The organism is Hathewaya massiliensis (assembly GCF_902143515.1).
GTDB lineage: Bacteria > Bacillota > Clostridia > Clostridiales > Clostridiaceae > Hathewaya > Hathewaya massiliensis.
In genome coordinates, this window is sequence record NZ_CABFVD010000001.1 from 559,241 (window position 1) to 584,832 (window position 25,592).

Sequence of the window (25,592 nt, forward strand, 5' to 3'; positions counted from 1 at the left end):
CGAAAACAACTAAAAAACAACCTTCTTACTTAATTAATTCTCTCTATACCTACTTAAATTAAAACGGTGATTTCTTAATTAAATTTACTTTATATTGCTTATGGTATTTGATAGTTTTGCAAATTCCTGAAGGGTTAAAGTCTCTCCTCTTCTTTTCTGATCTATACCACTTTCAATAAATACCTTTTCCATTGTTTCCTTTGGTAACCCTAGACTCTTAGTTGCATTCCATAAAGTCTTTCTTCTCATATTAAAAGATCCTCTAACTAAATTAAAAAATGTTTTTTCATCTTCTACATAAACACTAGGTGTTTCTAATTTTTCAAGCTTTATTACTATTGAGTCAACCTTTGGTCTTGGAATAAAGGAATTTGGAGATACCATTCTAACAATTTCAGTATTACAATAATATTGAGTCAATATAGAAAGTGCTCCATATTCCTTTGTATTTGGAGTTGCAGCCATTCTTTCTGCGACTTCCTTTTGAATCATAATAGTTAGAGATTTAAATTTATATTCTTCCTTTAGAAGCTTAGACACTATAGGCGTTGTTACATAGTAAGGCAAATTCGCAACTATCTTAACAGAGTTTTCTTCTCCTATAACCTCATTGAAATCTATTTTTAAGGCATCCTTATTAACTAAAGTAAAATTATCAAAAGAAGAAAGCTCTGTTTCTAAAATTGGAATAAGCCTAGTATCAAGTTCTATAGCACAAACTTTCTTTGCTTTACTTAAAAGCTCCTTTGTTAAAGTTCCTACTCCAGGACCTATTTCAATTACAAGATCCTCTTTAGTTATATCTGCTGACTTAACTATATCTGTAAGTACACTTTCATCTACTAAAAAATTCTGTCCAAGACTTTTAGAAAACTTAAAATCATACTTATTTACTAATTCTTTTGTATTTAAATTACTCATAATGTAAAACTCCTTTAAATGTTTTCTTTCACTCTTTCCATAGCTTCTACAAATTCTTCTCTACTAATACCATAATTATTTAACCTAGTTATAAATTGATTTGTATTCCCATATCCTATGCCTAATTCTTTGCCTAAAAGTTGTCTTCTCCTCTTAGAGTCATTTTGTCCTGTAAGTCCAAAATATATCATATCATCAATGTTAAAAAAACTTCTCTTTTCTCTTAGTTCAAACTTAGCATTTTTAAGAGCTTTTAATATAACCTCAGGAGAAGCATTTTCAACTCCTATATCCCCATCTTTTAAACCATCTTCTTGTGCTATATAAGCGTGTTTCACATTTGGTATTCTTTTAGATATGATTTTTCTAATTTTCTCTCCTGCAAAGTCAGGGTCTGTAAACACAATTACTCCACACCTTTTCTGTGCTTCTCTAATTTTATCTATAACTTCTTTATTTATACCAAATCCACCAACAGATATTATCTCTGCATCTACGGCTTTCTTTACAGCAGTAACATCATCTCGTCCTTCAACCACAATTACTTCTTTTATCATAAAACTTCCTCCAAAAACTAATAAAAAATATTAAACCATTTAATTATACTACAAATATATAAAACTTTAAATTCATATTAAACTTAATATAGGAAAAAGAAAAGGATAGGTACATACTACCTATCCTCTTTCAACCATTTTTATAAATGGAATAACTTACATTATTGTAAAATGTACATGTCTACAGTTCTAACACCCCAATTTTGGGTTTGAGGGTAAGTATCCATATAAAGGTCAACTTTGTTACCTTTTATAGCGCCCCCCGTATCTTCAGCAATAGCTAATCCATAACCTTCTATATAAACCTTTGTACCTAAAGGAATAACTCTTGGGTCTACAGCTATAGTACTGTAACCATTTGGATTTCTTTTTGCCCTTTTTCCGCTAGCTGTCATTCCTGCATAAGGATCATCTCTATAACCTAAATGATTATAGTCTGAAGTATATGCTGTTGCCCTAACCTTTAATTTTCTTGAATAATTCATAGCAGGAAGAGTCTTAGAACCACGTGATGGCCTAACTAAATTTAAAGTCCCCACTGCTAGAACTTCATTGATAGGTTTTTTAGTAACCTTTTCACCTACCACTTTTCTTGAAACTTCTTTTCCATTTTCATATATAACTTTTGTAGATATTAATTTTTCTCCTAGCTCTCCACCTTGGATAAGCTTTTTAGTTCCAGTCTCATACTTATCAGTCTTCTTAACCTCTTTAGAAAAATTAATCTTTTCCCTTTTTTCAAGTATTTTTTCTTCTACTCTTGTAATACTTACATTTAACCCTTCTTTAACTTTCTCTTCTAACTTTGGAGATATTTTATCTAGTTTATTTAATTTAATGTTTCTCTCCATTAATACTTCTTCAACTGTATCTTTTACAGTTTTTAACTTTAACTGTTGTCCATCAACAGATAGAGAAACATTGACTGCACTCTTGATATTTATATCATCTCCATGTTTAATATTACTGTTCACTGGAACAGATATCCAATCACCTTCTGCTAAGGCAATATTGTTTTCATTTAAAATCTTTTCAAGATTACTACTTAATGTTGTTACTTCTATTTTGTTATTATCTATTGTCACTGTTATGGTTTTTCTCATCTTAAAAACTGTCAAAGTCGCACATGTCAGGATTAATACGAAAATCAAAAGGGTTTTTGGTATTTGGGAAAAGTAGTTTTTGAGCTTTTCTTTCGACACCATATTCATTTTTTTCCCTCCTTCAAAGGTCTTTGTGTATTATACCCTAATTTATTTTATACGTCAAACAGGGCAAAATTCTTTAGTTATAAAATGCTTTAATAGCATATTTAACCCACAAAGTATGATTTATGGATTCATTAGAAGGTTTATTTATCTAGCTTGTAATAATTATATGTACATCATATTCATATAATTACTAAGAAAAGAAAAATCTCTCCAAATGATCTCCTAATTTATCCTACATGACAAATATTTATTCAGTGCTCTAGTTGTTTTAATCTTCCACTTTGAAAAAAATCAGAAAATCCAAATCTTTGATTTCGTATAAGTCACTTTTACAGAGTGCAGTGGAAGACTCCATGGAATAGTCATGGGATAATAACATATGGAAAAATTTACACTTATTTTTAAAGCTTAGTGTATTATAGCATAGTTTTTTTTCCCTGGCTATAGTTTAAGAAAATTTTTAACATTTTTTATTGTAATTTTTTCCACTTCTTCTGTAGTTAATTCTTTTACTTCAGCAATTTTTTCAATTACATACTGGATATAGTCTGATCTATTTCTCTCTCCCCTATAAGGTACTGGAGCCATGTAAGGACAATCTGTCTCTACTAATATTCTATCCAAAGGAACCTCTTTTAAAACCTCTAAGATTTTTTTAGCATTTTTAAAAGTTACAACCCCTGTAAATCCGATGTAGTATCCCTCTTTTAAACACTCTTTTGCAAACTCTACACTTCCTGAAAAGCAGTGAACAACACCTGTTACTTCTTTATACATCTTAATTATATCTAAAGTATCTTTATGAGCTTCCCTATCATGAATTATAACTGGCAATTTTAGCTCTCTTGCAAGTTCCATTTGCTTTTTAAAAGCCTCTATTTGAACCTCTCTTGGTGGATTTTCTTCCCAATAATAGTCTAAGCCTATTTCTCCAATAGCTTTAGCTCTACTATTTTTAGCCATCTTCTTAATCTCTTGCAACACTTTTTCATCTACCATATGTGCATACTCTGGATGAACCCCTACAGCTGCATATATAAAATCATATTTATTGGCAAGCTCTAAAGAAGCTCTTGCCCCCTCTATAGATGAGCCACAATTTAAAATTCCAACTATTCCTTTTTCCTTGTTTAACTTTTCTAAAAGTTCATATCTATCTTCATTAAAGCTCTCATCATCATAATGTGCATGTGAATCAAAAATCATTTCCTCTCCTCCTCTATAACTAACTCCAAGAACCTATCCCCTCCTTACTCTTACTTTAAAGAACAAGGAGTATTGAATTGATAGTCTTGCTATGACCTCCATAGGTGTAAAACTTTAAGCCTTTGCATTGTATAATTTCTAAAAAATACTGTTAATAATAGGAGTTATAATACCTATTATTCCTCCTAAAAGACCTCCAAGCCATGTAATAGCCTTTAATTCCTTATTTGCAATATCTAGTATAATTTTTTCAGTAAATTCAACATCAAGTTCATTTAGTTTTTCTTCTACCATTTCTGAAATGTTTAATGCTTTAATAATTTCTGTACCTTGTGCATCAAAAACTTTATTATAAATACTCTCTATCCACTGATCTGATTCTTTAAAATATTCATATATATATTCTAAGTGAATTAATTCCTTCACATTTTTTTGAAGTAAATTGTTAACTACTTTTATAAGAGCATTTTCAATATTAATTTCTATTTCTTTAGAATTTATTATTTTATCATATAGATTAGTATAAATTTCTTTTCCATTAATTTTCAATTTATTGCATAAATCCTCTATAGTAACTTCATTTTTATGAAGTTCGTCTTCTAAAGTATTTAATAAGTTTTTAACTAACTTCTCATTTAAAAGTTTACTTTGAATCATATGCGAAAATGTATTTTGAAGCTTTTCTACCTCTTCTAAAGAAAGTTCAGATAAAATCTCTGAAACCTCTTTTTCCTTAATTTTATCTATTTCCTTATTTATAAATGAAATAAGTTGCATTTTAAATTTTTCTTTTTCTAAATTTTCTAAAATAATTGGCATAGCTTTTTCATATAAACTATCTACATTTATAAACATAGCTACCATAGGATTTAATTTATTACGTATAGCATCTGTTAAAATATCTTTAATGTTATCTTCCATATCCTTCTTTTGTATGAAGGTCTTTATTTCATTTACAATTTCGTCTCTATGATTATATGCATAGGTTTTCCCCATGTCTAGCATATCTTCTGGAATTACTTCCTTAACTTTTTCATTACTCTCTATTTTATTATTAATCTTTTCCTTAATAACTTTATTTATATTTTCTTTGAAGCTATTAGATTCTAAAGAAAGAGAAACTTCCTTAATTAATGTATCTTTTATATTCCTCCCCTTTTCACTAGAAAAGTAATCATATAATGGAACATTAATTGAAGGTAATAATTCATTTTCTATGGCTATATAAATTTTCTCCTTAACCTCTTCACTTCTAATATAAGAAAGTAAAACATTACTTATTTTTTTAATAACTCCTGACTTTAAACCTTCATATCGTTGCTTAAATATACTTTTTAATACCTCTTCAGTCTTATTATCCTCTTTAATCAAGTAAGACAGCTTATTTAAAATAAGATTTTTAAAGGCATTTTTAACCTCAACCTTCTTTAAAGACTTACTAATTGTATCCTCTGTTAATAGATACTCTCCTATGGCATCCCCTACACTTTTAGAAATTCTATATCTCTCTTTAGGTATAAGCCCTGGAGTAAAAGGAACTTTAACCCCAAAAACCCTCTTCTCCTCATGTGGTCTAAATAACATTTTTATAGCAAGCCAGTTGGTAAAATACCCAATAACTGCACCTACTATTATAGAAACTACGTACTTCATATTTTTCACCTCTTGTATTTAAATAAACATCAATATATATGTTTTACTATGTTTTCATATATTAGTCAACTTATACATAAGCTTAGTAAATTAAGACATATATAATTCGTTGTTCTCTAATAAACAAAGCTCTCTTCGCTTTATAGTAAATATTAGAATGGATATCCATGGAATAAATTATTAAAATTGAAATAACTCTGAGTGGATATAATACTCAGAGTTATCTATACATTACTATCTCTTACAACACTACTATCTTACAACACTTCCTGTTGGAAGATTCTTATTGATTGTTGCTATAGTAAGATCAGTATCATCATTAGTAGCTACAGATAAAATCATTCCTTGTGATAGTTCGCCTCTTAATTTTGCAGGTTTTAAATTAGCTACGATTATAACATACTTTCCTATTAGATCTTCTGGTTTATAAAACTTAGCAATACCAGATATTATTTGTCTTGTTTCTCCACTTAAATCTAATTTAAATTTTAAAAGTCTATCTGTCTTTTTAACTGGCTCACATTCTAAAACCTTTGCAAGTCTTAAATCTACTTTTTCAAAATCATCAATGCTTATTTCCTCTTTAATAGGTAGCATTTCTTGTGTCTTTTCTAATCCTAAAGCTTCCTTTGCTTTTTGTCTTTGTTCTTCTGATATTTTATTAAGCTCTGAAAGTTTAGCTTCCACATCTATTCTTGGGAAAATTACGCCATTTTTATTTACCTTAGTCTTTTCAATAGTTCCGTTAAATTCTTTTAAACTTTCAAAAGAAGTATTTTTTATACCTAATTGCTCATTTATCTTTTCGCTAGTTTGTGGTAAAAAAGCACTTAAAAGCACTGAAGTAAATCTAATAGATTCACTTAAATTATATAATACTGTAGCAAGTCTAGCTTTTTTATCTTCATCTTTTCCTAAAACCCAAGGTTGTGTTTCATCTATATATTTATTTGTTCTTCTAATTAATTTCCAAACAGCGTCTAGTGCTGAAGGAATTCTTAAATTATCAATAGCTTCTTCTACTTCCTTTGGAGTTTGTAGCGCAAGAGAAATAAGTTCTTCATCTATAGATTCTCTCTCAGAAATTGCTGGAACTTCTCCATCAAAATACTTATCAATCATAGTAACTGTTCTTGAAACTAAATTTCCAAGGTCATTTGCAAGATCTGAATTTGTCTTTTTAATAAAGATTTCATTACTAAATATTCCATCTGCCCCAAAAGGAATTTCATGTAAAAGATAATATCTTACAGCATCCACTCCAAAATGGTTTACAAGCATTTCAGGATCTACAACATTCCCTTTAGATTTTGACATCTTTCCATCCTCAAGCATTAACCATCCATGACCAAAAACTTGCTTCGGAAGAGGTAAGTCTAGTGCCATTAACATAATAGGCCAATAAATAGTATGGAATCTTATTATGTCCTTTCCTACTAAGTGCAGGTCTGCTGGCCAATATTTTTCCATTAATTTATCCTTAGAATTTTCATATCCTAAAGCTGAAATATAGTTTGAAAGTGCATCTATCCATACATAAACCACGTGGCCCTTATCAAATTCTACAGGTATTCCCCAATTAAAAGATGTTCTAGACACACATAAGTCTTGTAATCCTGGTTTTAAAAAGTTATTTAACATTTCATTTTTTCTAGACTCTGGTTGAATAAACTCTGGATGGCTTTCTATATACTCAATAAGTTTAGGAGCATACTTTGACATTTTAAAGAAGTAAGCTTCTTCCTTTGTGTTTTCTACAGGTCTTCCGCAATCAGGACATTTTCCGCCCTCTGCTTGAGTTTCAGTCCAAAATGATTCACAAGGTGTACAATATAACCCTTCATAAGAACTCTTATAAATATCTCCTTGATCATATAACCTCTTAAATATTTTAGATACAGTTTCCATATGATAATCATCAGTAGTTCTAATAAACTTATCATATTTAATGTCCATTATATCCCACAACTTTTTTATTCCACTTACTATTTCATCTACATATTCCTTTGGAGATACACCCTTTTTCTCTGCAAGTCTTTGTATCTTTTGACCATGTTCATCAGTTCCAGTTAGGAACATTACCTCATGACCAGTTAATCTTTTAAATCTAGCTAATGCATCAGCAGCAACTGTAGTATAAGTATTACCTATATGAAGCTTTGCTGATGGATAATATATAGGCGTTGTAATATAAAAAGGTTTCTTTTCACTCATTTTAATTCCTCCTTGTATAATGTAGTCATAACATTCAATAGAAAACTATCTATTATTCTAATGAACATTAAGACAAATCTTTTTATTATTGTTCTAATTATTTCTGCCCGATAGAGCGTTTATTTCATACCTAAATTAAGTTTTCTATTAAATCTAAATTGAAACCTATACAGTTAAATATTTTGATATAATATCTCCTGAATAGAAGATAGATGGTTTCCTCCTGGGAAGTGACTCTATCGAGTCATTAATACCCGTAAAAAAGCGTATCATTCCATCAGTGAGAACTCTATGTTTAGCTGGTTGGGTTTCCAATTTGGAACTACCCGTGTCACAGACAAGGTTATAGAATTACTGATAGAAATGGAATATCTATTCTATCTCAAAATAAAGGAGATAATAAATATGAGTAAATTTTTTTATAGACCAACAGTTGGAATTGATATATCAGCAGACTTTTCGGTAGTTGCTATACTAGCACCTGACGGTGAAGTTTATAGAAAGTCTTTTAAGATTATGCATAATAGAAATGGTTTTGATTACCTAGTAGATCAAATAAAAAAAGCGGAAGAAGAGTTTAACATGAAAACGGCAATTTTCATGGAATCTACTGGTGTATACCATCTTACTCTTTTCCACTTTCTTAAAGATACATTTGAAGTATGTATCCTTAATCCACTCATTACTAATTGTAACAAGAATGGTGACATAAGAAAAGTGAAAAATGATAAAAAAGATGCATTAACCATTGCTACTATAGGTAAATTTCAAAATGTTAAATATTCTTCTAATTTTGATGTTGAAATTTACACTTTAAAGTCTCTTTGTAGAGATTACTATAAATTTACTGATAGCAAATCTACGTTTAAAAAGAAGCTTTCTACTGATTTAAGAGTTATTTTTCCTAGTTATAGCTCTGTCTTTTCAGACATTACTGGTAAAACATCAATAGCTATATTAAAAAAATATTCTAGTCCTGAAGCAGTTTTAAGTGCTGATAGAGATGAACTTATTAACCTCATTTCAACAACTTCTAGAAAAGGACTAGCACATAGTGAAAAAACTTATAAAAAGCTATATGATGCTGCTGAAGAAGCTGCTTACATTGGTCTTAAATCACCAAGTCTATTTGTAAAAATAATTAATACTATCGCAGTAATAGAAGCACTAGAAATCCAAATTGGAAATCTATTAACTGAAATTCATCTATTAATGCGTAGCAATAGGATCTCTGATGAATTTAAGAAAAATGTGCGATTACTTTACTCAATACCAGGTGTTGGAGAACTAACTGCCATCACAATAATGAGTGAAATTGGCAATATAAAAGGCTTTGTTAAACCTAAGCACTTAGTTGCTTATTTTGGCTTAGATTCTTCTGTTAGCCAATCTGGTAAGTTTAACAGTGACAGAAATGCCATGTCTAAACGAGGTACCAGAATAGGCCGTAGGGCCTTATACGCTGTCGCGTTAGCATCCATACGTAAGAACAGAAATGGTGAACCTATAAATAGAGTTCTCCTAAATTTCTATAATGAGAATATGAAAGATAAAAAGAAAAAAGTAGGCTTAGTTGCAATAATGCATAAGTTAATTAACTACATATTCTCTATTCTTAAAAATCAAAAAGAGTATGAACTACGTGACCCCAAAATACATTCAAAAATGTACCTAAACAACAACTCAAAACAAGCAGCCTAACGGCTAAAATAATTAGGAATCATTTTCCATTGTTCGTGTTTTTCAATGGATTTTTTGTGATGCCTATTTTTATAAATAAAAATTTTCATAAAAACTTATTGACTTTTACTAGCTGGTCTTTATGATTATAAAAGGCTGTGTTAGAGGCAAATGTTTATATGAAAGTCACTTCATCATATGGACAAGATTGTCTAATAAAGCCTTATAAAAAAAAATAAAAGCCTCTAAGCATTACACTTAGAGGCGTAGATTACGCGTTACCACTCTATTTTACCCTTACATCACTGTAAAGGTCTCCATAAGTGACGTCTTTATAAAAAAGATTATCACCTTGCAGTATAACGTCTGCAAACGTAATGCCCTCACCATAGGCTTGAGCAATAGACTCCGAGGCCATTTTCATAAACTTCCATGTTACCAGCTTTCACCTATTCTGGCTCTCTTTAAACACTTTTATTTACTACTCTTCTCTTCATAGTCTTTTACTTTATCAATTACTTATTAATATATTATAGTATACTTTATATTATGTCAAGGTACTATAATTAAATACAGAGATTTCATATCAAAAATTGTAGTTTTTGATTTTAATTCTGATATATTTATTACTAATAAAATTTATACTCAATAGATTTTACATATCCTCCATCCATATAATATGAAGAACTCTTCATTGGAAACCCATCAATTTTCCAAGTTTCTTTATCAAGTTCATCCATGGTAATTTTTAAACCTTCAAACCTGATATTAATAATTTCTTTTTTGTTTTTTACTATATCATATAAAACTTTTCTTAGCTCTTCCTTATTACTAACTTTTACATTTGTATCAGGGGACATATTAATAAAACTATATTTAGTACCCTTACATTGAGGATATTCTTTTAATGAACGCTCATCCCTAATATGATCTCTTTTAATTTCCTCATCAGTTAAATTAAAATACACATAACTTATAGAATCATCTATATTTACTCCTGGATCATCCCAAGTGACATCCAAATTGTACCACTCGCCATCTAACTTAACTATATTCCAAGCATGTCCACCTTTACCTAAACTTTTACCTAAACTATTTATGCCTTCCCCAACTACAACTTCACACTGAACTCCAGCCTTATTTAATAATACAAACATTGCCTTTGCATATCCCTCGCAAACACCTTTGTGTAATATTATTGGTCCATATGGACTATGATTTTCTGGTATATATTTTTTAAGCTCATTTGAGTCAAGTACACTTTTATCATATTCAACTGTTTTAACTATATAATCGTGGAGAGCTAATTCCTTCTCAAAATCAGTCATATTAGGGTGGGTAACCTCATCTATAATTCTATTTGCCTCGTCATTAACTTTTCTTATTTTTTTTAGCTCTTCTAATGGTGTATCGTATTTTATATTAAAAGTTAAAATTTTATTCTAAATCATGTTTAAAAATCTATTTTTGGTCAATACTATAAATACATATATGATCCCCCTAATTATATATGTATCCCCCCATATGAAGGCACATACTTTTTCTGTGCTAACCCCATATTAAAAGCCACAGTTTAAAAACTGTGGCTTTTATAATTTTAATAACTATTTCTTTTCTACTAACTATTTTTCTTCTAATAATTCTTCTTTTTCTAATAAGACTTCTTTTTTTCTCTTTAAAAAACTTAGCTTAGTTTCAGCTGTAATTAAGGCTACAAATATTATTGAGCATCCTAAAATCATTTTAGGTGTAAAACTTTCTTTTAATAATATCGCAGAAAACGCTGACCCGAAAACGGTTTCTAGGCAAAGAATTATAGCTGCATGGGTTGAAGATGTATATTTTTGTGCTACATTCTGTATTATATATGCAATCATTGTACTAACAGAGCCTAAATATAATACAGCAAGCCAACCTTTTGTTGAAATATTTGTTGGCACTTGTTCTTTTGTTATAATTGCAAAAATTAAAGATAAAATTGCTGCCATACCCATTTGAAGGATAGTTAGTATTACAGGATCTGTATCCTTTATAAAATATCCAATAAGTACAATATGAGCTGCAAAAAATACTGCTGAAATTAAGGTTAAAGTATCCCCTTTCGCTATACTAAAACTCCCATTTAACGTAAGAAGTGATGTTCCTAAAAGACAAAGTCCTGTAGCAATAAAAGTATATTTATCTGGTGCTTTCTTAGTAATAGCCCAATAAAGAAATGGAACTATAACAACATACAATCCTGTTAAAAAAGATTGTTTACCAGGGGTTGTGTATTGCAATCCTATAGTTTGAAGGGCAAATGCTAAAAATAGTACTGTTCCCACAATAACTCCCGCTTTTAAATCTTTTTTAGTAATTTGCTTTACCTTCTTAAAAAAAGCTATGGAAAGTAAGCTAAATGCAATAGTAAAGCGAATTGTCATAGTATATAATGGTTTAATTCCTTCCTTTAAAGATACATCTGTTGCAACAAATCCAATTCCCCAAATAATAGCACATAAAAGTAAAGATAAATCTGCCATCAAAGCCTTCTTATTTTTTTCAACTGTGGTATCCATTAAATTCCCTCCTTATAAACAGAGTTCTTAACTTTAAAGAAAATCTCTTCTCATTTGAAGTTTAGAACTCATTATCCAAAGGCATAGCTGCTCTTTTCTCCCAATTTGAAAAAAGAAAGCATTCGAGCGTATACCCATCGGATAATTTTTCTCGTATTTAATTATAATAGATTTTATGAAAAATAAATAGCACCAAATTTATATGGTATTAATTTTCTGCCAAAATAAATTTTAGTGCTATTCATTTAACAAAGTTACGTTTATTTTATAACGATTAAATCCTTTGGTGCGTGAGTTATTATTTCACAACCATCTTCTGTTACTATAACAGAATCCTCAACTCTAACTCCACCCCATCCTGGAATATATATACCTGGTTCTACAGTAACTATACAATCTTTTTCAAAAATCCTATTACCTACGTTACTTATAAAAGGTTCCTCATGCAATTCTAAACCTACACCATGTCCTATTCCCGAATAATAGTATTCAATATATTTATCTAATATTTCTCTAGCCTTACTATCTGGAACATCTGTCTTAACACCCGCTTTAACAGTTTTAACAGCTTCCTCCTCTGCTTTTCTAACTAGATTATAAACTTCAGTTTGTTTTTCATCCGGTTCACCAATTGCTATAGTTCTAGTCATATCAGAGTGATATCCATTATATAAAGCCCCAAAGTCAATTAATAAAAATTCTCCATTTTCTATAACTTTATCATCTGGTTTACCATGTAATAAGGATGTTTTAGCCCCTGAAATAAGTATGGTGTCAAAAGAAACACCTTCTGCCCCTTCTTTTCTCATGAAATACTCTAGTTGAAGTGCTACTTCATTTTCAGTCATTCCAGGCTTAACAAAATTTAAAATTTCCCCGAAAGCCTTATCTGCAATTCTAGCAGCTTCGATCATAAATTTCTTTTCTTCTGCATCCTTAACATATCTTAAACCGTCTACTAAACCAGCAGTAGGAACCATTTCAACCTTTGGATTAGAATTTTTTATCCCTTCATATAGTCCAAAGGTAACCTTGTCCTTTTCAAATCCAATGTTTTTAATATCTTTTTCCCAATCAGTTAATATAACTTTAACACATTCCCCTATGGATCCACCAACATTTCTCCAATTTAAAACCTTAAATTCTGGACATTGTTTTTCAGCTTGTTCTGTAAATCTTCCATCTGTTAAAAAGTAATTATTATTTTTAGTAACAAGTAAATATGAAGCCTCATCCGTAAATCCACTAACATACCTAACATTTGAAAGTTTCATAATAAACATGGAGTCTAGAGAATTCTTTTTCATTAATTCCACAAGTCTTTCAACTCTGCTCATTTATTCATCCTCCTTAAATATTATTATCACACCACATCAAAAATAATAAAAGACATTGAATAGTACTTACTTATTTTCAGCCATTTCCTTACATTTAGCTGTGCAAGCTTTCATAGCAGACATAACTGCATGTCTAAAGCCTTTTTCTTCTAAAACTTCAACAGCTTCTATAGTTGTTCCTGCTGGAGAACATACCATATCCTTTAATTGAGCTGGATGTTTTCCTGTTTCAAGAACCATTTTAGCTGAACCTAATACAGCTTGAGCAGCTATTTTATATGCTTTATCTCTTGGTATTCCATCACAAACTGCAGCATCTGCCATTGCCTCTATAAACATAAATACATACGCTGGTGAAGAACCACTTACAGAAACAAATGCATCGATTAAATATTCTGGAAGAACTTCAACTCCTCCAAAACTTGAGAATATACTTTTTACTCTTTCAAGATCTGACTCTGCAATATTCTTATTACCACACAATGCTGACATTCCTTCTCCGACTAACGCAGGCGTATTTGGCATTGTTCTTATAACTTTAAACTCTTTTCCAAATGCATTTTCTAAATGCTCTATAGTCTTTCCAGCAACTATACTAACTATTATACAATCTTTTTTTATAATGTCCTTTATTTCTTTTGCTACTATGTCAAGAATGTTAGGTTTTATAGATAAAATTAGTACATCTGCGTTTTTTGCAACCTCTTTATTGTCTGTAGTTGTGTTAACTCCATATTCTGATTGTGCCTTTTCTAAAGAAGGTTTAAATAAATCAGCAACATATATGTTTGAGTTTTCCACCAAACCTGATTTAAGTATTCCTCCCATCATTGCGCGGCCCATGTTACCACACCCTATAAAACCAATATTATAACTCATTTAAAATGCCTCCCCTTGTAATTATTAAGTATATTTTAAATACCCAAAATATTAGGTATCAAAGTCAAAATATTGACTCTGATACCTATAGAATTTTCTCACTATTTTTATTATACTACTTTTTTTATTTAATTTGTATAATTATTATCAAATTTAGAGTATTTTGTGTATTTTTTTTATCAATTATAAATTTATTTTACTAAGATTAACATCCACATGAGTCACATTCAATACTTTGTTCTGTTCTATCTATTATTTCATCTTGAAGAACCTTGTCTAAGTTATTGAAATAATCACTATATCCAGCAACACGAACAATTAAATCATTGTATTCTTCTGGATTCTTTTGAGCATTAAGCAATGTTTGTCTATCTACAACGTTAAATTGAATGTGGTGACCACCTAATACAAAGTAAGATCTTACTAAATCTTTAACTTTTTCTAAACCTTCTTCTCCTGCTAAAACAGATGGAGTGAATTTTTGGTTTAATAATGTACCACCAGTTCTCACATGATCCATTTTTGATGCTGATTTAATAACACCAGTTGGTCCATTTCTATCTGCTCCCTTAGATGGAGAAATACCATCTGTATGAGGTTTACGAGCAACTCTTCCATCTGGAGTAGCTCCTGTAACCTTACCAAAGTAAACGTGACAAGTTGTTGGTAACATGTCTATTCTATAAGTTGCCCCAGTTGGTGCTACTCTTCCATCTATAGCATTGAAATATGCATTAAATACATCTTGCATAATATCATCTGCATAGTCATCATCATTTCCGTATTTTGGTGTTTTATTTAATACCATGTTATGAATTACTTCATGACCTTCATAGTTATCTTTTAGGGCTTGTAGTAATTCTTCCATAGTAAATTTCTTCTTATCAAATACATTGTATTTAATTGAAGTTAAAGCATCAGTAATTGTTCCGATACCAACACCTTGGATATATCTAGTGTTATATCTAGCACCACCTGCATTATAGTCCTTAGCATCAGTTATACAATCATCTATAACTATTGACATAAATGGTGATGGCATTCTTATAGCATATAATTTTTCAATTATTTGGTTACCTTTTATCTTAATATCAGCAAAATGATTTATTTGCTTTTCATAAGCATCAAATAATTCTTCAAAAGTCTTGAATTCAGTAACCTCTCCAGTCTTAAGACCTATTTGCTTTCCAGTGTTTGGATCTATACCATTATTTAAAGTTATTTCTAGAATCTTTGGTAGGTTAAAGTATCCAGTTAATGAATAACGCTCTTTACCAAAAGCACCTGTTTCAACACATCCACTAATACCACCACATCTAGCATCCTCTATAGTTTTTCCTACTCTTAGCATTTCTGCTATTACAGTTTCAACATTATACATTGATGGTTGTCCAAATCCAGTTCTTACTATTTTAGCAGCTCTTTTTATAAATTTATCTGGATTTAACTTACTAATTTGAACGTTTGAACTTGGTTGTAATAATCTCATATCTTCTATAACATCTAGTAATAAATAAGTTACCTCATTAACACCATCTTTACCATCCTTAGTTAATCCACCAAGGTTAATATTACAGAAGTCTGTGTAAGTTCCACTTTCCTCTAAAGTTATACCTACTTTTGGTGGAGCTGGTTGGTTGTTAAATTTAACCCAGAAACATTCTAATAATTCAAAAGCTTCTTCCTTAGTTAATGTTCCAGCTTCTATTTCTTTCTTATAGAATGGATTTAAGTGTTGATCTAATCTTCCTGGGCAGAATGAATCCCAAGTATTTAGTTCAGTTATAACGCCTAGGTGCACAAACCAGTACATTTGAAGAGCTTCTGCAAAGTTTCTTGGTGCATTTTCTGGAACCCAATCACATCTTTCAGCAATTCCAAGTAATTCTTCTTTTCTTACTGGATCTGCTTCTTTTGCTGCTAACTCTCTTGCATATTCAGCATATCTCTTACCGTAAGTGATTATTGCATCACAGCAGATAGCCATAGCTTCTAATTGAGCTTTCTTTTCGTAGAATTCTGGGTCATTATATATATCTAATTTAGCAATTTCACTTTCTATTTGAGCTTTAAAATCCTTAAATCCTCTATTATACATTTTGTCATCAGCAACTGTGTGCCCTGGCGCTCTTTGTTCCATGAACTCAGTTATTATACCTGCTTCATAGATATCATGCCAATCTTGTGGCATTTGACTTAAAAGTACATGACGCATTGCTCTTTTTTCCCAGAAAGGTATGATTTCTTCCTTTTGATATTTTTTATCTTCATCACAAACTTTAAAGGAAATCTTTTCACGTCTGTCCATAATGTCAAAGTCTTCAACAGTATGACAGCATAATTCTGGATAAGTTGGAGTTGCTGCAGGTTTTTCTCCTCTTTCACCAACAATTAGTTCCCCATCATTAATACATAAGGTTTTCTTTTCCATAAGGTTTTTAAAAGCTAAAGCTCTTAAAATTGGGGTTGGAACAGCCCCTTGGTACTCTTTATAAACTTCTGTTACAAGCTTTGCTCTTTCTAGAGAGATATAAGGTACCGCCTTCACACTTTGTTCTCTTAACTTTTTAACTCTTTCAGTTTTTTCTAACATAATAATTAACCCCCTATCTTTACATTTAGCCCATTTTCTTTGAAATATTCTGAAATTTCCTTCATTTGTTTAGGTGTTGGTTCTTTTAAATCTTCCAGCTTATATTTTTCATTTAATCTTTTATATTTATCCATACCCATTTTATGATATGGTAGAAGATTTACTTGCATCATGTTAATCCCTTTTAGAAACCTAATTGTATCATCAATAGTTTCTTTTGAATCATTTACTCCAGGGATTATAGGCATTCTAATAAATAAGTTTTTCCTTAAGTCAGATAGTTTTTTAATATTTTGTAGTATTAGCTCATTGCCAACCCCTGTGTATTTCTTATGCTCTTCACTATTTATATGCTTTAAATCTAATAAGAATAAATCTGTATAAGGTAATATTCTTTCAAAACTTTCCCATGGTGCATGAGCACAGGTATCTATTATAGTGTGAACCTCATGCTCTTTACATTGCTTAAGAGCCTCTTCTAAGAAATCAATTTGAACCATTGGTTCTCCTCCAGAGAAAGTTACCCCACCTTTTGATTGATCATAGAATATTTGATCTTTTAAAACATTTTTCATTAGCTCTTCTACTGTAATTTCCTCTCCAGCTATTTCTAATGCTCCCTTAAGACAGGCATCTGTACACATTCCACAAAGAGTACACTTGTTTTCATCTATGATTACTCTTCCATCTTGTAAAGATAATGCATTCTCTTTGCACCATTTTACACAAGTACCGCAAGAAACACATTTATTTTGGAAATACATTATTTGTTTTGTTAGCCTTTGACTTTCAGGATTATGACACCACCAGCAATTTAAAGGGCATCCTTTTAAAAACACTGTAGTTCTTATTCCTGGACCATCGTGTACTGAGTATTTCTGTATATTAAAAACTGTCCCCTTCTTCAAAATAGCATCCCCTTTTTTATATTAATAATTATCTACCCATGACTCCCCACTCTAGTACTGCCCTATTTTTCAAATTGATAGTAAAGAATGAATGAATTCCTGGATAAGTATTTCTAAACCTCAGTTGAAGTAAATCATCACTAGAAGCATAACTCTATTTATCTCATATTCTTAAAAGCATTTGGTGTGTGAACTGTCAGAATTCTCACAATCTTATTTGTATAGTTAACCCAGTTATGAGGTGATTTAGAATCAAAATGAGCACTATCTCCGGGATAAAGCTCAGATCTATTTTTATCAAGGAATAAAGTTAAAATTCCCTCTAGTACATACACAAACTCTTCTCCATCATGTTGATAAGAATTTACACACTCTTCCTCATTTCCAGGAAGAAGTTCAATTATTCTTGGCATTAAGTTTTTATTCTCTAAGTCATTACTTAAGTGATAAGTTATAAACTTTGAATTTACAACTTGAAACACTTCCTTTTCATAACCCCTTAATATACTCCCTTTTTTATCTTTAGGAATAACAAAAAAGTAAGATAAGTCAACCCCTAAGATAACTGCTATTTTTTCTAAGGAATCAATAGCTATAGTAGTTAGTCCTCTTTCTAATTGTGATAAAAAACCTATTGATAAATCTGTCTGAGAACTCAGTTCCTTTAAAGTCATCTTTCTACTATTTCTTAATTCTTTTATCTTACTTCCAATATCTGATGTCATAATAATTTTCCCTTTCACCATGCATCCTAATTATATTTCTTAGCTTATGTATATCTTATATGTATTTAATTGTTAAAAGATTGTTTAACAATTCTTTTTCTTTTCACTATTATTATACTATTAAAAATTTAAAAAATCTACAGTTTTTATTAGTTTTTTTCTAAAAATGAAATCCTTTTTACCTATATGAAATGGAAATAACTCTATATATTTTTAGTATAATCTAGAATCTTGGAGCATATGCCTTTTAAATAAATATATTAGCTTCTAATTAAAGTTATTAGTCTTTATTACTTATATTTTCCTTTCCCACTTTCACTCTCTCCTTCATACTATATCTTATATAGAATTTTAAAATACTTGGAGGTGATATTATTGGGAATAAAAAAAGATAATCAAAAGATTAACAATGTGAAACATAAAAAGTTGGATCATTCAGAGAAAGAGAAAAGTTCTAATAAAACAAATTATAAAAAAGATTACGATGAATTAGTTTTAAGAATAAAAGAAGAGGTAACCAAAATTAACGCTTCAGACTATAGCAAAAAATCCTTAGGAAAATTCAAAGAAAAAATCGAAAAAATTTTGGACAGTTGTATGTATAAAAAATAAACTAATTCTTATACATGAACCTAGCCGCTTTTTTCTCCCACTTTGAAGAGAAGCTGAAAGTCCAAATCTTCCATTTGGTAGGAATCACTTTCAAAGAATGCAATTGGAGTATTAGGTCGGATAGTCATCATATAAAAGGAGGTGAATTCATATAAATGAATTCACCTCCTTATTTAATATTTATATATTATTTAATATTTATAATCTAATTACTACTTAATACTTATAATGTTATTACTGTTTAATGCTTATATCTCAATACTTTTTAATTTTTTAATCCCTATACTTTTAATTACAACCCAAAGAATAATATTTAACAAGATTACCCCAAGAGAAAACAGTATAAAAATCATATTGTAATTTAAATTAGTATTAATTACAACAAATGATGGTACTCCAGCTAATGGAATTAATATAAATACATAAATAACTAACATAAAATTCTGTTTAACAGGTTTATGCTCCTCTTCCCAAAGGAGTTTTGGATGTATAATATCACTTAATATTCCTATTAGATTTCCAAAGACTATTCCTAAAGACATAAGAACTAATATAAATAACCCAAGCTTTATATTAGGTAAGAATACAAAACAGAAAATTATAAAGAAAAATATAACCCCAAGAAAGTTAATAGTTATACCAGATAAAATCTTTGATAATATCTGTGTTTTGTAGTCCATAGGAATAAACTTATTAAATGATATATCTTTGCCTTCCCTTGATATGCTACTAGCACTTACAGGCCCCATAGCACAAATAATCAAAGAAACCCCAAGGGCTATAGATAATACTAAAGACCACTTCCCGTCATTGCCATTCATCATACTCCTTAACTCTCCTAAAAATTTAAAAGAACCCTCTTGTATTACAAATGGAATTAAAATAAATAGAGGAAATACAAAATCCATTAAAACACAATTTAGAAAGTATACAGGACTTCTCATTAAAAGTCTTAATTCCTTTAAATAATATGAGTATAATTGGGATTTTCCCTTAGAACCCTTGCTAATTTCACTATGAGTTAGTAATCTTCTCTTTGATGTTACTTCTGTGCTTCCAACTGCCCCCTTAAAATAAAGATTTTCAGCAAATATTATAAAAATATATAGCATCAACATAGAAACACTTATAAATAAAATAAGATTTAATACACCTGTAACTTCCCTATTAAATATTAAGGATTTTATAGCAAATGTATTTGTTAATATATACTTGTTTATGCCCATTATTATAGACATATTACCACTAGTAACAAGTCTTTGAACCCCTACATTCCCATCTGAACCCCCTTGAAAACTTTGCATATAAACATTCATCACCATAACAAATCCAAATACAACAATACTACTTATAAATCTAAATCTCTCTTTGTTTTTAATGAACGGTGTAAAACTCATTATAAGCATACAAAGAACCCCACTTAAGGATAGAGGAATTATAGGAATAAATAAAAATACTATAATTGAATATAAAACATAAGTAAATGTAATCCCTTCCTTAACCCCATATAAAACAATATAAGGTGAAAATAAAATAAGAACTGTCAAATATTCATACATTAAAACTGTTAGAAACTTACTCAAAACAATTTCAGAGGATTTAAAAGGTAGAGGAAGTACTATTTCTAAGTCATTTGAAAAATAATATACATTTATTGAGTATATTATTCCAAATATAAAAACCAACATTATAGATGATGATATGCCAAAGGATAATACAAAACTTTGCTGATTAAGTGGTTTTAGTGCATAATAAATCTGTTCCCCTGCTGCATATAAAGAGAAAGCAAACGGAGTAAAAATCAATAACATCAATATTATTTGTCCAATTCCTGTAATTTTTGATAAAACACCTTTTTTCTTTTTACTACTTAATCCACTCTTATTAAACTCTGCGTTGCCATTTCTTAAAAGAACCTTAGTTAAAGTAATAACCTTATTCATTTTGTGTAAGCTCCAAGAAAATGTTTTCTAAAGACTTACTTTCATTATGTTCTTTTCTTAAGGTTTCTAAATCTCCAGAATAAAGTATCTTACCTTTATCTATAATGGCAACAATATCACAAAGTTTTTCAGCAACTTCTAAAACATGAGTTGAAAATAATACAGTCTTACCATTTTCAACATGCTCCCTCATCATTTCTTTTAACGTAAAGGATGACTTAGGATCTAACCCTGTTAAAGGTTCATCCAATATCCAAACCTCAGGATCATGAATTAAAACACCCATTATAACTATTTTTTGTCTCATACCATGAGAATAGCTTTGAATTCTATCTCCTAAGGCATTTTCCATAGAAAACCTTTTTGATAAGTTTTCTATTCTTTCTTTTCTAATTTCTGTTGGTACTTCGTATACATCTCCCATAAAATTTAAGTATTCTATTCCTTTTAGCCTTAAAAATATATCAGGGCTATCTGGAACAAAACCAAAAAGTTTTTTTGCTTCTAAAGGTTCCCTAACTATATCCTTTCCACCTATGGTTATACTTCCACTATTAGGACTTATAATTCCTGTAATCATCTTTATAGTAGTAGTTTTCCCTGCTCCATTGGGACCTAAAAACCCAAAAATCCTCCCATCTGGTATAGTAAGATTTAAATTATCAATCACCTTATTTTTCCCATTATAAGATTTATCCACAGCTTTTATTTCTATCACGTATGCCACCACCCTTGATTATGATTTATTAACTATCTAATGAAATATTTGTAAATATACTATCATAAAACACATTTCTATACAATATGGTAAGGATGTTTTTTAAGGTATTATTAAGATTATTGGTTTCATATATTATAATTTACATATGTAATGCCTTACATATGTAACGTCTCGCATAATTAAAAAATTCAATTTATAATTATTGCTTTAATTGATAATTCATAATTGATCATTGATTAATTGATTTACATAAGTAATAACTTAGTAAAATATATAGCAGCTATAATAGCTACCATATCAGCTAAAAGCGCAGCCCAAAGCGTATGTCTAATTTTCTTTATTTTAATAGAGCCATAATATATAGAAACAGTATAAAATATAGTCTCTGTAGTTCCCATTATAATAGAAGCTAATATGCCTATATAAGTATCAGGTCCATAGTTTTTAATTATCTCAGTAAAAACCCCTAAAGCCCCACTACCTGAAAGTGGTTTAATTAAAACCAAGGGCAATACTTCTCCCGGAAGCTCTATAACTGAAGTTCCTTTACCCAAAACCCCTATAAAAAAATCTAAAGCACCAGAAGCTCTTACAATTGAAACAGCTAAAAGCATAGCTAATAAATAAGGAAAAATTTTAAGACAAATGCTCAAAGCTTCCTTTGCCCCTTCTACAAAACACTCATAAACCTTAACACCTTTTATTAATCCCCAAAAAACAGTTCCTCCTATTATTATTGGAACTAAGCTTTTTGTAATACTCATATCCTTCCCCTCCTAAAAATATTTTTGTAGTATTTTACAAAATATTATGCCAGCTATAGAAGCAATAGCCGTTGAAATAATGGCAGGTAAAATTATTATAGCTGGATTTTTAGAATTATAAGCAGCTCTTACAGAAATAATGGTTGTGGGAAGAAGCTGAATACAAGTAGCATTTAAAACTAAAAACTTAACCATATCATCTGTAGCTCTTTTTTTATCAGGGTTTTGCTTTTGCATTTCTTCCATAGCTTTAATCCCCGCTGGAGTAGCCGCATTGGAAATACCCATCATATTGGCAGTTAAGTTCATAATAATAGCTTCCATTGCCTCTTCACTTCTCCCCTCCTTTTTAAAAATCACCCTTAATATAGGCCTTAGAAGTTTAGCTAATAACTTCATTATTCCACTTTCTTGTAAAATCTTTATAATCCCACACCAAAGAGCCAAAACACCTAAAAGACTTATAATAAGCTCCACCGTTGAACCCGTTGAACCTACTATGGCCTTTGACAGAGCTTCTCCGCTACCATTAGAAATTCCAAAGACTATGCCCCCACAAATTAAAATAAACCAAATTATATTAATCAAAAAATTTCCCTCCATGTTTATTGGTATAGTAATTTATATGAGAGGGTTTATAGAAATTTTCCTTGTTTTTAATTTATTTTAATGTTAGGATAAAATATAATAAACCTTATTATATAGGAGGAAAACATGCTTCAAAAAGACAACATGGATTATATAGAAAGTGAATACTCCATAATACACGGTACTCCTTGTGAGTTTTGTGGACATAACTTTAAAATAGATGAAATGGATATAGAATTTATACAAGATACTCCACATCATTTTTGTTATTGCATTTGTGAGAATTGTGGTCATGAAAAACTATTTGTTTTTCTAGCACCATATTTTAAAAAAGAAGAGTTAGTTATAAATAAAACTAAAACCATAATACACTAAAAAATCAGTTTAATTATAAAGGACTTATCCATTTGAAATTAAAAATTTCTTAGATAAGTCCTCTATAATTAATTATATATATCTGAAAACTCAACGTTTAACATATCTTTTTCTTCTTCAAAGTTAAAATTATATATAGTATTTTCTTCTTGCAAGTTATAATTAGTGCAAGGTATTTCAATAATAAATTCACTTCCAACACCATACTCACTATTTACATATACATTTCCACCATGAAGTCTAACAAATGCACCTACAACTGAAAGTCCTATACCTGTCCCCTCAGCCATTCTAGTAAAAGACCTGTCTACTCTGGTGAAAGCATCAAATATTTCTTCTTGTTTATCCTTAGGTATTCCTACGCCATTGTCTTTTACAGAAATCTTAACATTTTTTTTCTGTGCTTTTAAAGTTACTAAAATCTCACCACCCTTAGAAGAAAATTTTATAGAATTAGATAGCAAGTTTAGCATAACCCTTTTTATTTTTTCTAAATCAAAACACATGATTTTCTCTTCTACATTCGTATCAAAAATCACAGTAATATCCTTATACTGTAGGAAATTTGCTACTGCAGTTGTAATCTCCTCTATAACTTCTACTATATTGTATGACTTTAATTCCATAGGCATATATCCTAATTCAACTCTGCTAAGGTCTATGATGTTATTTACAAGCCTTAATATTCTATAGGAATTTTGACTAGACATACCTATGTATTCTTTTAACTTTGTATCCTTTATTTTAGTTTCTGCTTCTTCCTCTGATAGCTTTGACATCAACTGATTTACAGAAAATATAATATTTAATGGTGTTCTTATTTCATGTGATATATTACCAAATATCTCTGATTTTATTTTATCTAACTCTCTTGCTTGTTTTAATAATAATGTTTTTTCAAGAAATTTCTTTTCAAGTCTCTCCATTCTCTTTTTTTGAGTTACATCTCTTAGAATTCCTAAAACCGCTTTATTCCCTTCATAAGTCATAGACACAGCTTTAGTTTCCAAATAAAATATCTTCTTATCATCATTTCTCTTGGTTCTTACTACTATAGCCTCTGACTCTACTTTATTTTCTAGTTCAGTAATATTATGAATAAGTGTTTTTTTTATTTTCTTATTTATGGATACATAGTCAAAACAACTTCTTCCTTCCACATCTTTTAATTGCTTTTTATTCACAAGGTTAAGAGCAGCTTTATTTGCATATTCAATTCTGCCTTTTACACATATAACAACTGGATCTGGAATAAACTCCAGTACTTCCTTATACCTTTCTTCACTATTTTTAATTTCATTCTCTATAAGCTTTTTATAAGTTATATCTATACCCATTAATAACTTATAATGTTCTCCTGCTACATTAAAATTTAAAGTGCTTAAATGTAGCCATTTATATTTTTCCTGTTTATCCTTAAGCTTAATTTCCAAGTGAACCGGTTCATTTCTTTCTTCATCTTTTAAGATATTTTTTAAGTCGCTTAAATACTCCTTAGAACATAAATTGTATATTCCCTTATTATTTAATTCATCTAAAGTATACCCCATGAATTCTTCCGATGCAGAATTCATATATTTAAACTCATTATTTGAAAATGTAAAAATAAGCATATGAAGCTTACTTGTTATCTCATCAACATGAAGCATACTATATGAATTATTGTAGTAGTTATCATAGCATTTTTCTTCTAACTTATCAAAAAAATCATTACAAGTAATAATATATTTAATTAATTTAGATTCTAATATATTTTTATTCATAAATTCATTTATTATATTTCTCTTACTAACTTTTAATAGGTGTATTAACTGTTTAAATGAAGTTTCTCTCCCATACTGCCCCAAGTATTGTAAAAGATTTTTATTAAAGAAATATTCTTCACTATCCTTAGAAAACTCATATATTTCATCTAACAAACTATTCATCAAAAATTTTCCATCAAAGCAGGAATCCACCATAAGATTATTATCTTCATTAGAAAAAAACATGTTAAATTCCCTGTTTAAAAACATATCCTTATTATTCTTTAAGGCTTCCATAAAAGCATTCAATCCCCTCACCCTTTATACACTATTATACATATACCATTATATTATATTATTTTTTACCAAAGTAGTAAAGATTAGAAATAGAAAAACCTCGAA

Annotated in this window: 21 protein-coding genes and 1 other annotated feature; of the genes, 3 read left to right on the forward strand and 18 right to left on the reverse strand. The window is 29.7% G+C overall.

Annotation, left to right across the window (positions count from 1 at the left end; translation table 11 throughout):
- Positions 1 to 84: 84 nt before the first annotated feature.
- From rsmA to metG, 6 genes are all read right to left on the reverse strand, one after another.
- Entirely contained in the window at positions 85 to 921 is an 837-nt protein-coding gene (gene rsmA / locus FNZ64_RS02620) for a 16S rRNA (adenine(1518)-N(6)/adenine(1519)-N(6))-dimethyltransferase RsmA (protein ID WP_142413315.1), read from the reverse strand.
- 14 nt (positions 922 to 935) lie between these two features.
- A complete protein-coding gene (gene rnmV / locus FNZ64_RS02625; protein WP_142413316.1) occupies positions 936 to 1,478 on the reverse strand; it encodes a ribonuclease M5 in 543 nt (180 codons plus the stop codon).
- A 161-nt stretch (positions 1,479 to 1,639) separates the two neighbouring features.
- Positions 1,640 to 2,581 carry a 3D domain-containing protein gene (locus FNZ64_RS02630; protein ID WP_243129177.1) on the reverse strand — a complete coding sequence of 314 codons (942 nt, stop codon included), beginning with the start codon at positions 2,579 to 2,581 and terminating at the stop codon, positions 1,640 to 1,642.
- A gap of 549 nt (positions 2,582 to 3,130) precedes the next feature.
- Positions 3,131 to 3,895: a TatD family hydrolase gene (locus FNZ64_RS02635; protein ID WP_142413318.1), complete on the reverse strand. Its 765-nt coding sequence runs from the start codon at positions 3,893 to 3,895 to the stop codon at positions 3,131 to 3,133.
- Between the two features lie 138 nt (positions 3,896 to 4,033).
- Positions 4,034 to 5,548, reverse strand: coding sequence for a DUF445 family protein (locus FNZ64_RS02640; RefSeq protein WP_142413319.1), 1,515 nt, complete (start codon positions 5,546 to 5,548; stop codon positions 4,034 to 4,036).
- A gap of 252 nt (positions 5,549 to 5,800) precedes the next feature.
- A complete protein-coding gene (metG, locus tag FNZ64_RS02645) occupies positions 5,801 to 7,762 on the reverse strand; it encodes a methionine--tRNA ligase (RefSeq protein WP_142413320.1) in 1,962 nt (653 codons plus the stop codon).
- Positions 7,763 to 8,167: 405 nt separating this feature from the next.
- Here metG and FNZ64_RS02650 point away from each other — a divergent pair, with 405 nt between their 5' ends.
- Positions 8,168 to 9,463, forward strand: coding sequence for an IS110 family RNA-guided transposase (locus FNZ64_RS02650; RefSeq protein ID WP_142413321.1), 1,296 nt, complete (start codon positions 8,168 to 8,170; stop codon positions 9,461 to 9,463).
- A gap of 236 nt (positions 9,464 to 9,699) precedes the next feature.
- Positions 9,700 to 9,948 (reverse strand) — a binding site (T-box leader).
- Between the two features lie 123 nt (positions 9,949 to 10,071).
- Here the strand turns inward: FNZ64_RS02650 and FNZ64_RS02655 are convergent.
- From FNZ64_RS02655 to FNZ64_RS02685, 7 genes are all read right to left on the reverse strand, one after another.
- A complete protein-coding gene (locus FNZ64_RS02655; protein WP_341472622.1) occupies positions 10,072 to 10,878 on the reverse strand; it encodes a transglutaminase domain-containing protein in 807 nt (268 codons plus the stop codon).
- 186 nt (positions 10,879 to 11,064) lie between these two features.
- Positions 11,065 to 12,000, reverse strand: coding sequence for a DMT family transporter (locus tag FNZ64_RS02660; RefSeq protein WP_142413323.1), 936 nt, complete (start codon positions 11,998 to 12,000; stop codon positions 11,065 to 11,067).
- 260 nt (positions 12,001 to 12,260) lie between these two features.
- Positions 12,261 to 13,337, reverse strand: a complete 1,077-nt coding sequence (locus FNZ64_RS02665; protein WP_142413324.1) for a M24 family metallopeptidase — start codon at positions 13,335 to 13,337, stop codon at positions 12,261 to 12,263.
- 66 nt (positions 13,338 to 13,403) lie between these two features.
- A complete protein-coding gene (gene proC, locus FNZ64_RS02670; RefSeq protein WP_142413325.1) occupies positions 13,404 to 14,216 on the reverse strand; it encodes a pyrroline-5-carboxylate reductase in 813 nt (270 codons plus the stop codon).
- Positions 14,217 to 14,421: 205 nt separating this feature from the next.
- Entirely contained in the window at positions 14,422 to 16,809 is a 2,388-nt protein-coding gene (gene hypD, locus FNZ64_RS02675) for a trans-4-hydroxy-L-proline dehydratase (RefSeq protein WP_142413326.1), read from the reverse strand.
- 5 nt (positions 16,810 to 16,814) lie between these two features.
- The gene (locus FNZ64_RS02680; protein WP_142413327.1) at positions 16,815 to 17,717 is read right to left on the reverse strand and encodes a trans-4-hydroxy-L-proline dehydratase activase; all 903 of its coding nucleotides are present in this window, start codon (positions 17,715 to 17,717) and stop codon (positions 16,815 to 16,817) included.
- A 158-nt stretch (positions 17,718 to 17,875) separates the two neighbouring features.
- A complete protein-coding gene (locus FNZ64_RS02685) occupies positions 17,876 to 18,442 on the reverse strand; it encodes a helix-turn-helix domain-containing protein (protein ID WP_142413328.1) in 567 nt (188 codons plus the stop codon).
- A 375-nt stretch (positions 18,443 to 18,817) separates the two neighbouring features.
- On the opposite strand from FNZ64_RS02685, the gene FNZ64_RS02690 reads away from it, so the two are divergent.
- Entirely contained in the window at positions 18,818 to 19,054 is a 237-nt protein-coding gene (locus FNZ64_RS02690; protein ID WP_142413329.1) for a hypothetical protein, read from the forward strand.
- A 248-nt stretch (positions 19,055 to 19,302) separates the two neighbouring features.
- Here the strand turns inward: FNZ64_RS02690 and FNZ64_RS02695 are convergent, their stop codons facing one another.
- From FNZ64_RS02695 to FNZ64_RS02710, 4 genes are all read right to left on the reverse strand, one after another.
- Positions 19,303 to 20,997 (reverse strand): ABC transporter permease, encoded by a 1,695-nt coding sequence (locus FNZ64_RS02695; protein ID WP_142413330.1) that lies wholly within the window; start codon positions 20,995 to 20,997, stop codon positions 19,303 to 19,305.
- Entirely contained in the window at positions 20,990 to 21,715 is a 726-nt protein-coding gene (locus tag FNZ64_RS02700; RefSeq protein WP_142413331.1) for an ABC transporter ATP-binding protein, read from the reverse strand. Before FNZ64_RS02700 ends, FNZ64_RS02695 begins: the two co-directional genes overlap by 8 nt.
- 248 nt (positions 21,716 to 21,963) lie before the next feature.
- Entirely contained in the window at positions 21,964 to 22,482 is a 519-nt protein-coding gene (locus FNZ64_RS02705) for a spore maturation protein (protein ID WP_142413332.1), read from the reverse strand.
- Between the two features lie 12 nt (positions 22,483 to 22,494).
- Entirely contained in the window at positions 22,495 to 23,070 is a 576-nt protein-coding gene (locus FNZ64_RS02710) for a nucleoside recognition domain-containing protein (RefSeq protein ID WP_142413333.1), read from the reverse strand.
- 126 nt (positions 23,071 to 23,196) lie between these two features.
- On the opposite strand from FNZ64_RS02710, the gene FNZ64_RS02715 reads away from it, so the two are divergent.
- On the forward strand, positions 23,197 to 23,445 hold the full coding sequence (locus FNZ64_RS02715; RefSeq protein ID WP_142413334.1) for a metal-binding protein: 249 nt from the start codon (positions 23,197 to 23,199) through the stop codon (positions 23,443 to 23,445).
- Positions 23,446 to 23,513: 68 nt separating this feature from the next.
- Here the strand turns inward: FNZ64_RS02715 and FNZ64_RS02720 are convergent, their stop codons facing one another.
- Entirely contained in the window at positions 23,514 to 25,487 is a 1,974-nt protein-coding gene (locus FNZ64_RS02720) for a sensor histidine kinase (RefSeq protein ID WP_185903656.1), read from the reverse strand.
- Positions 25,488 to 25,592: the final 105 nt, after the last annotated feature.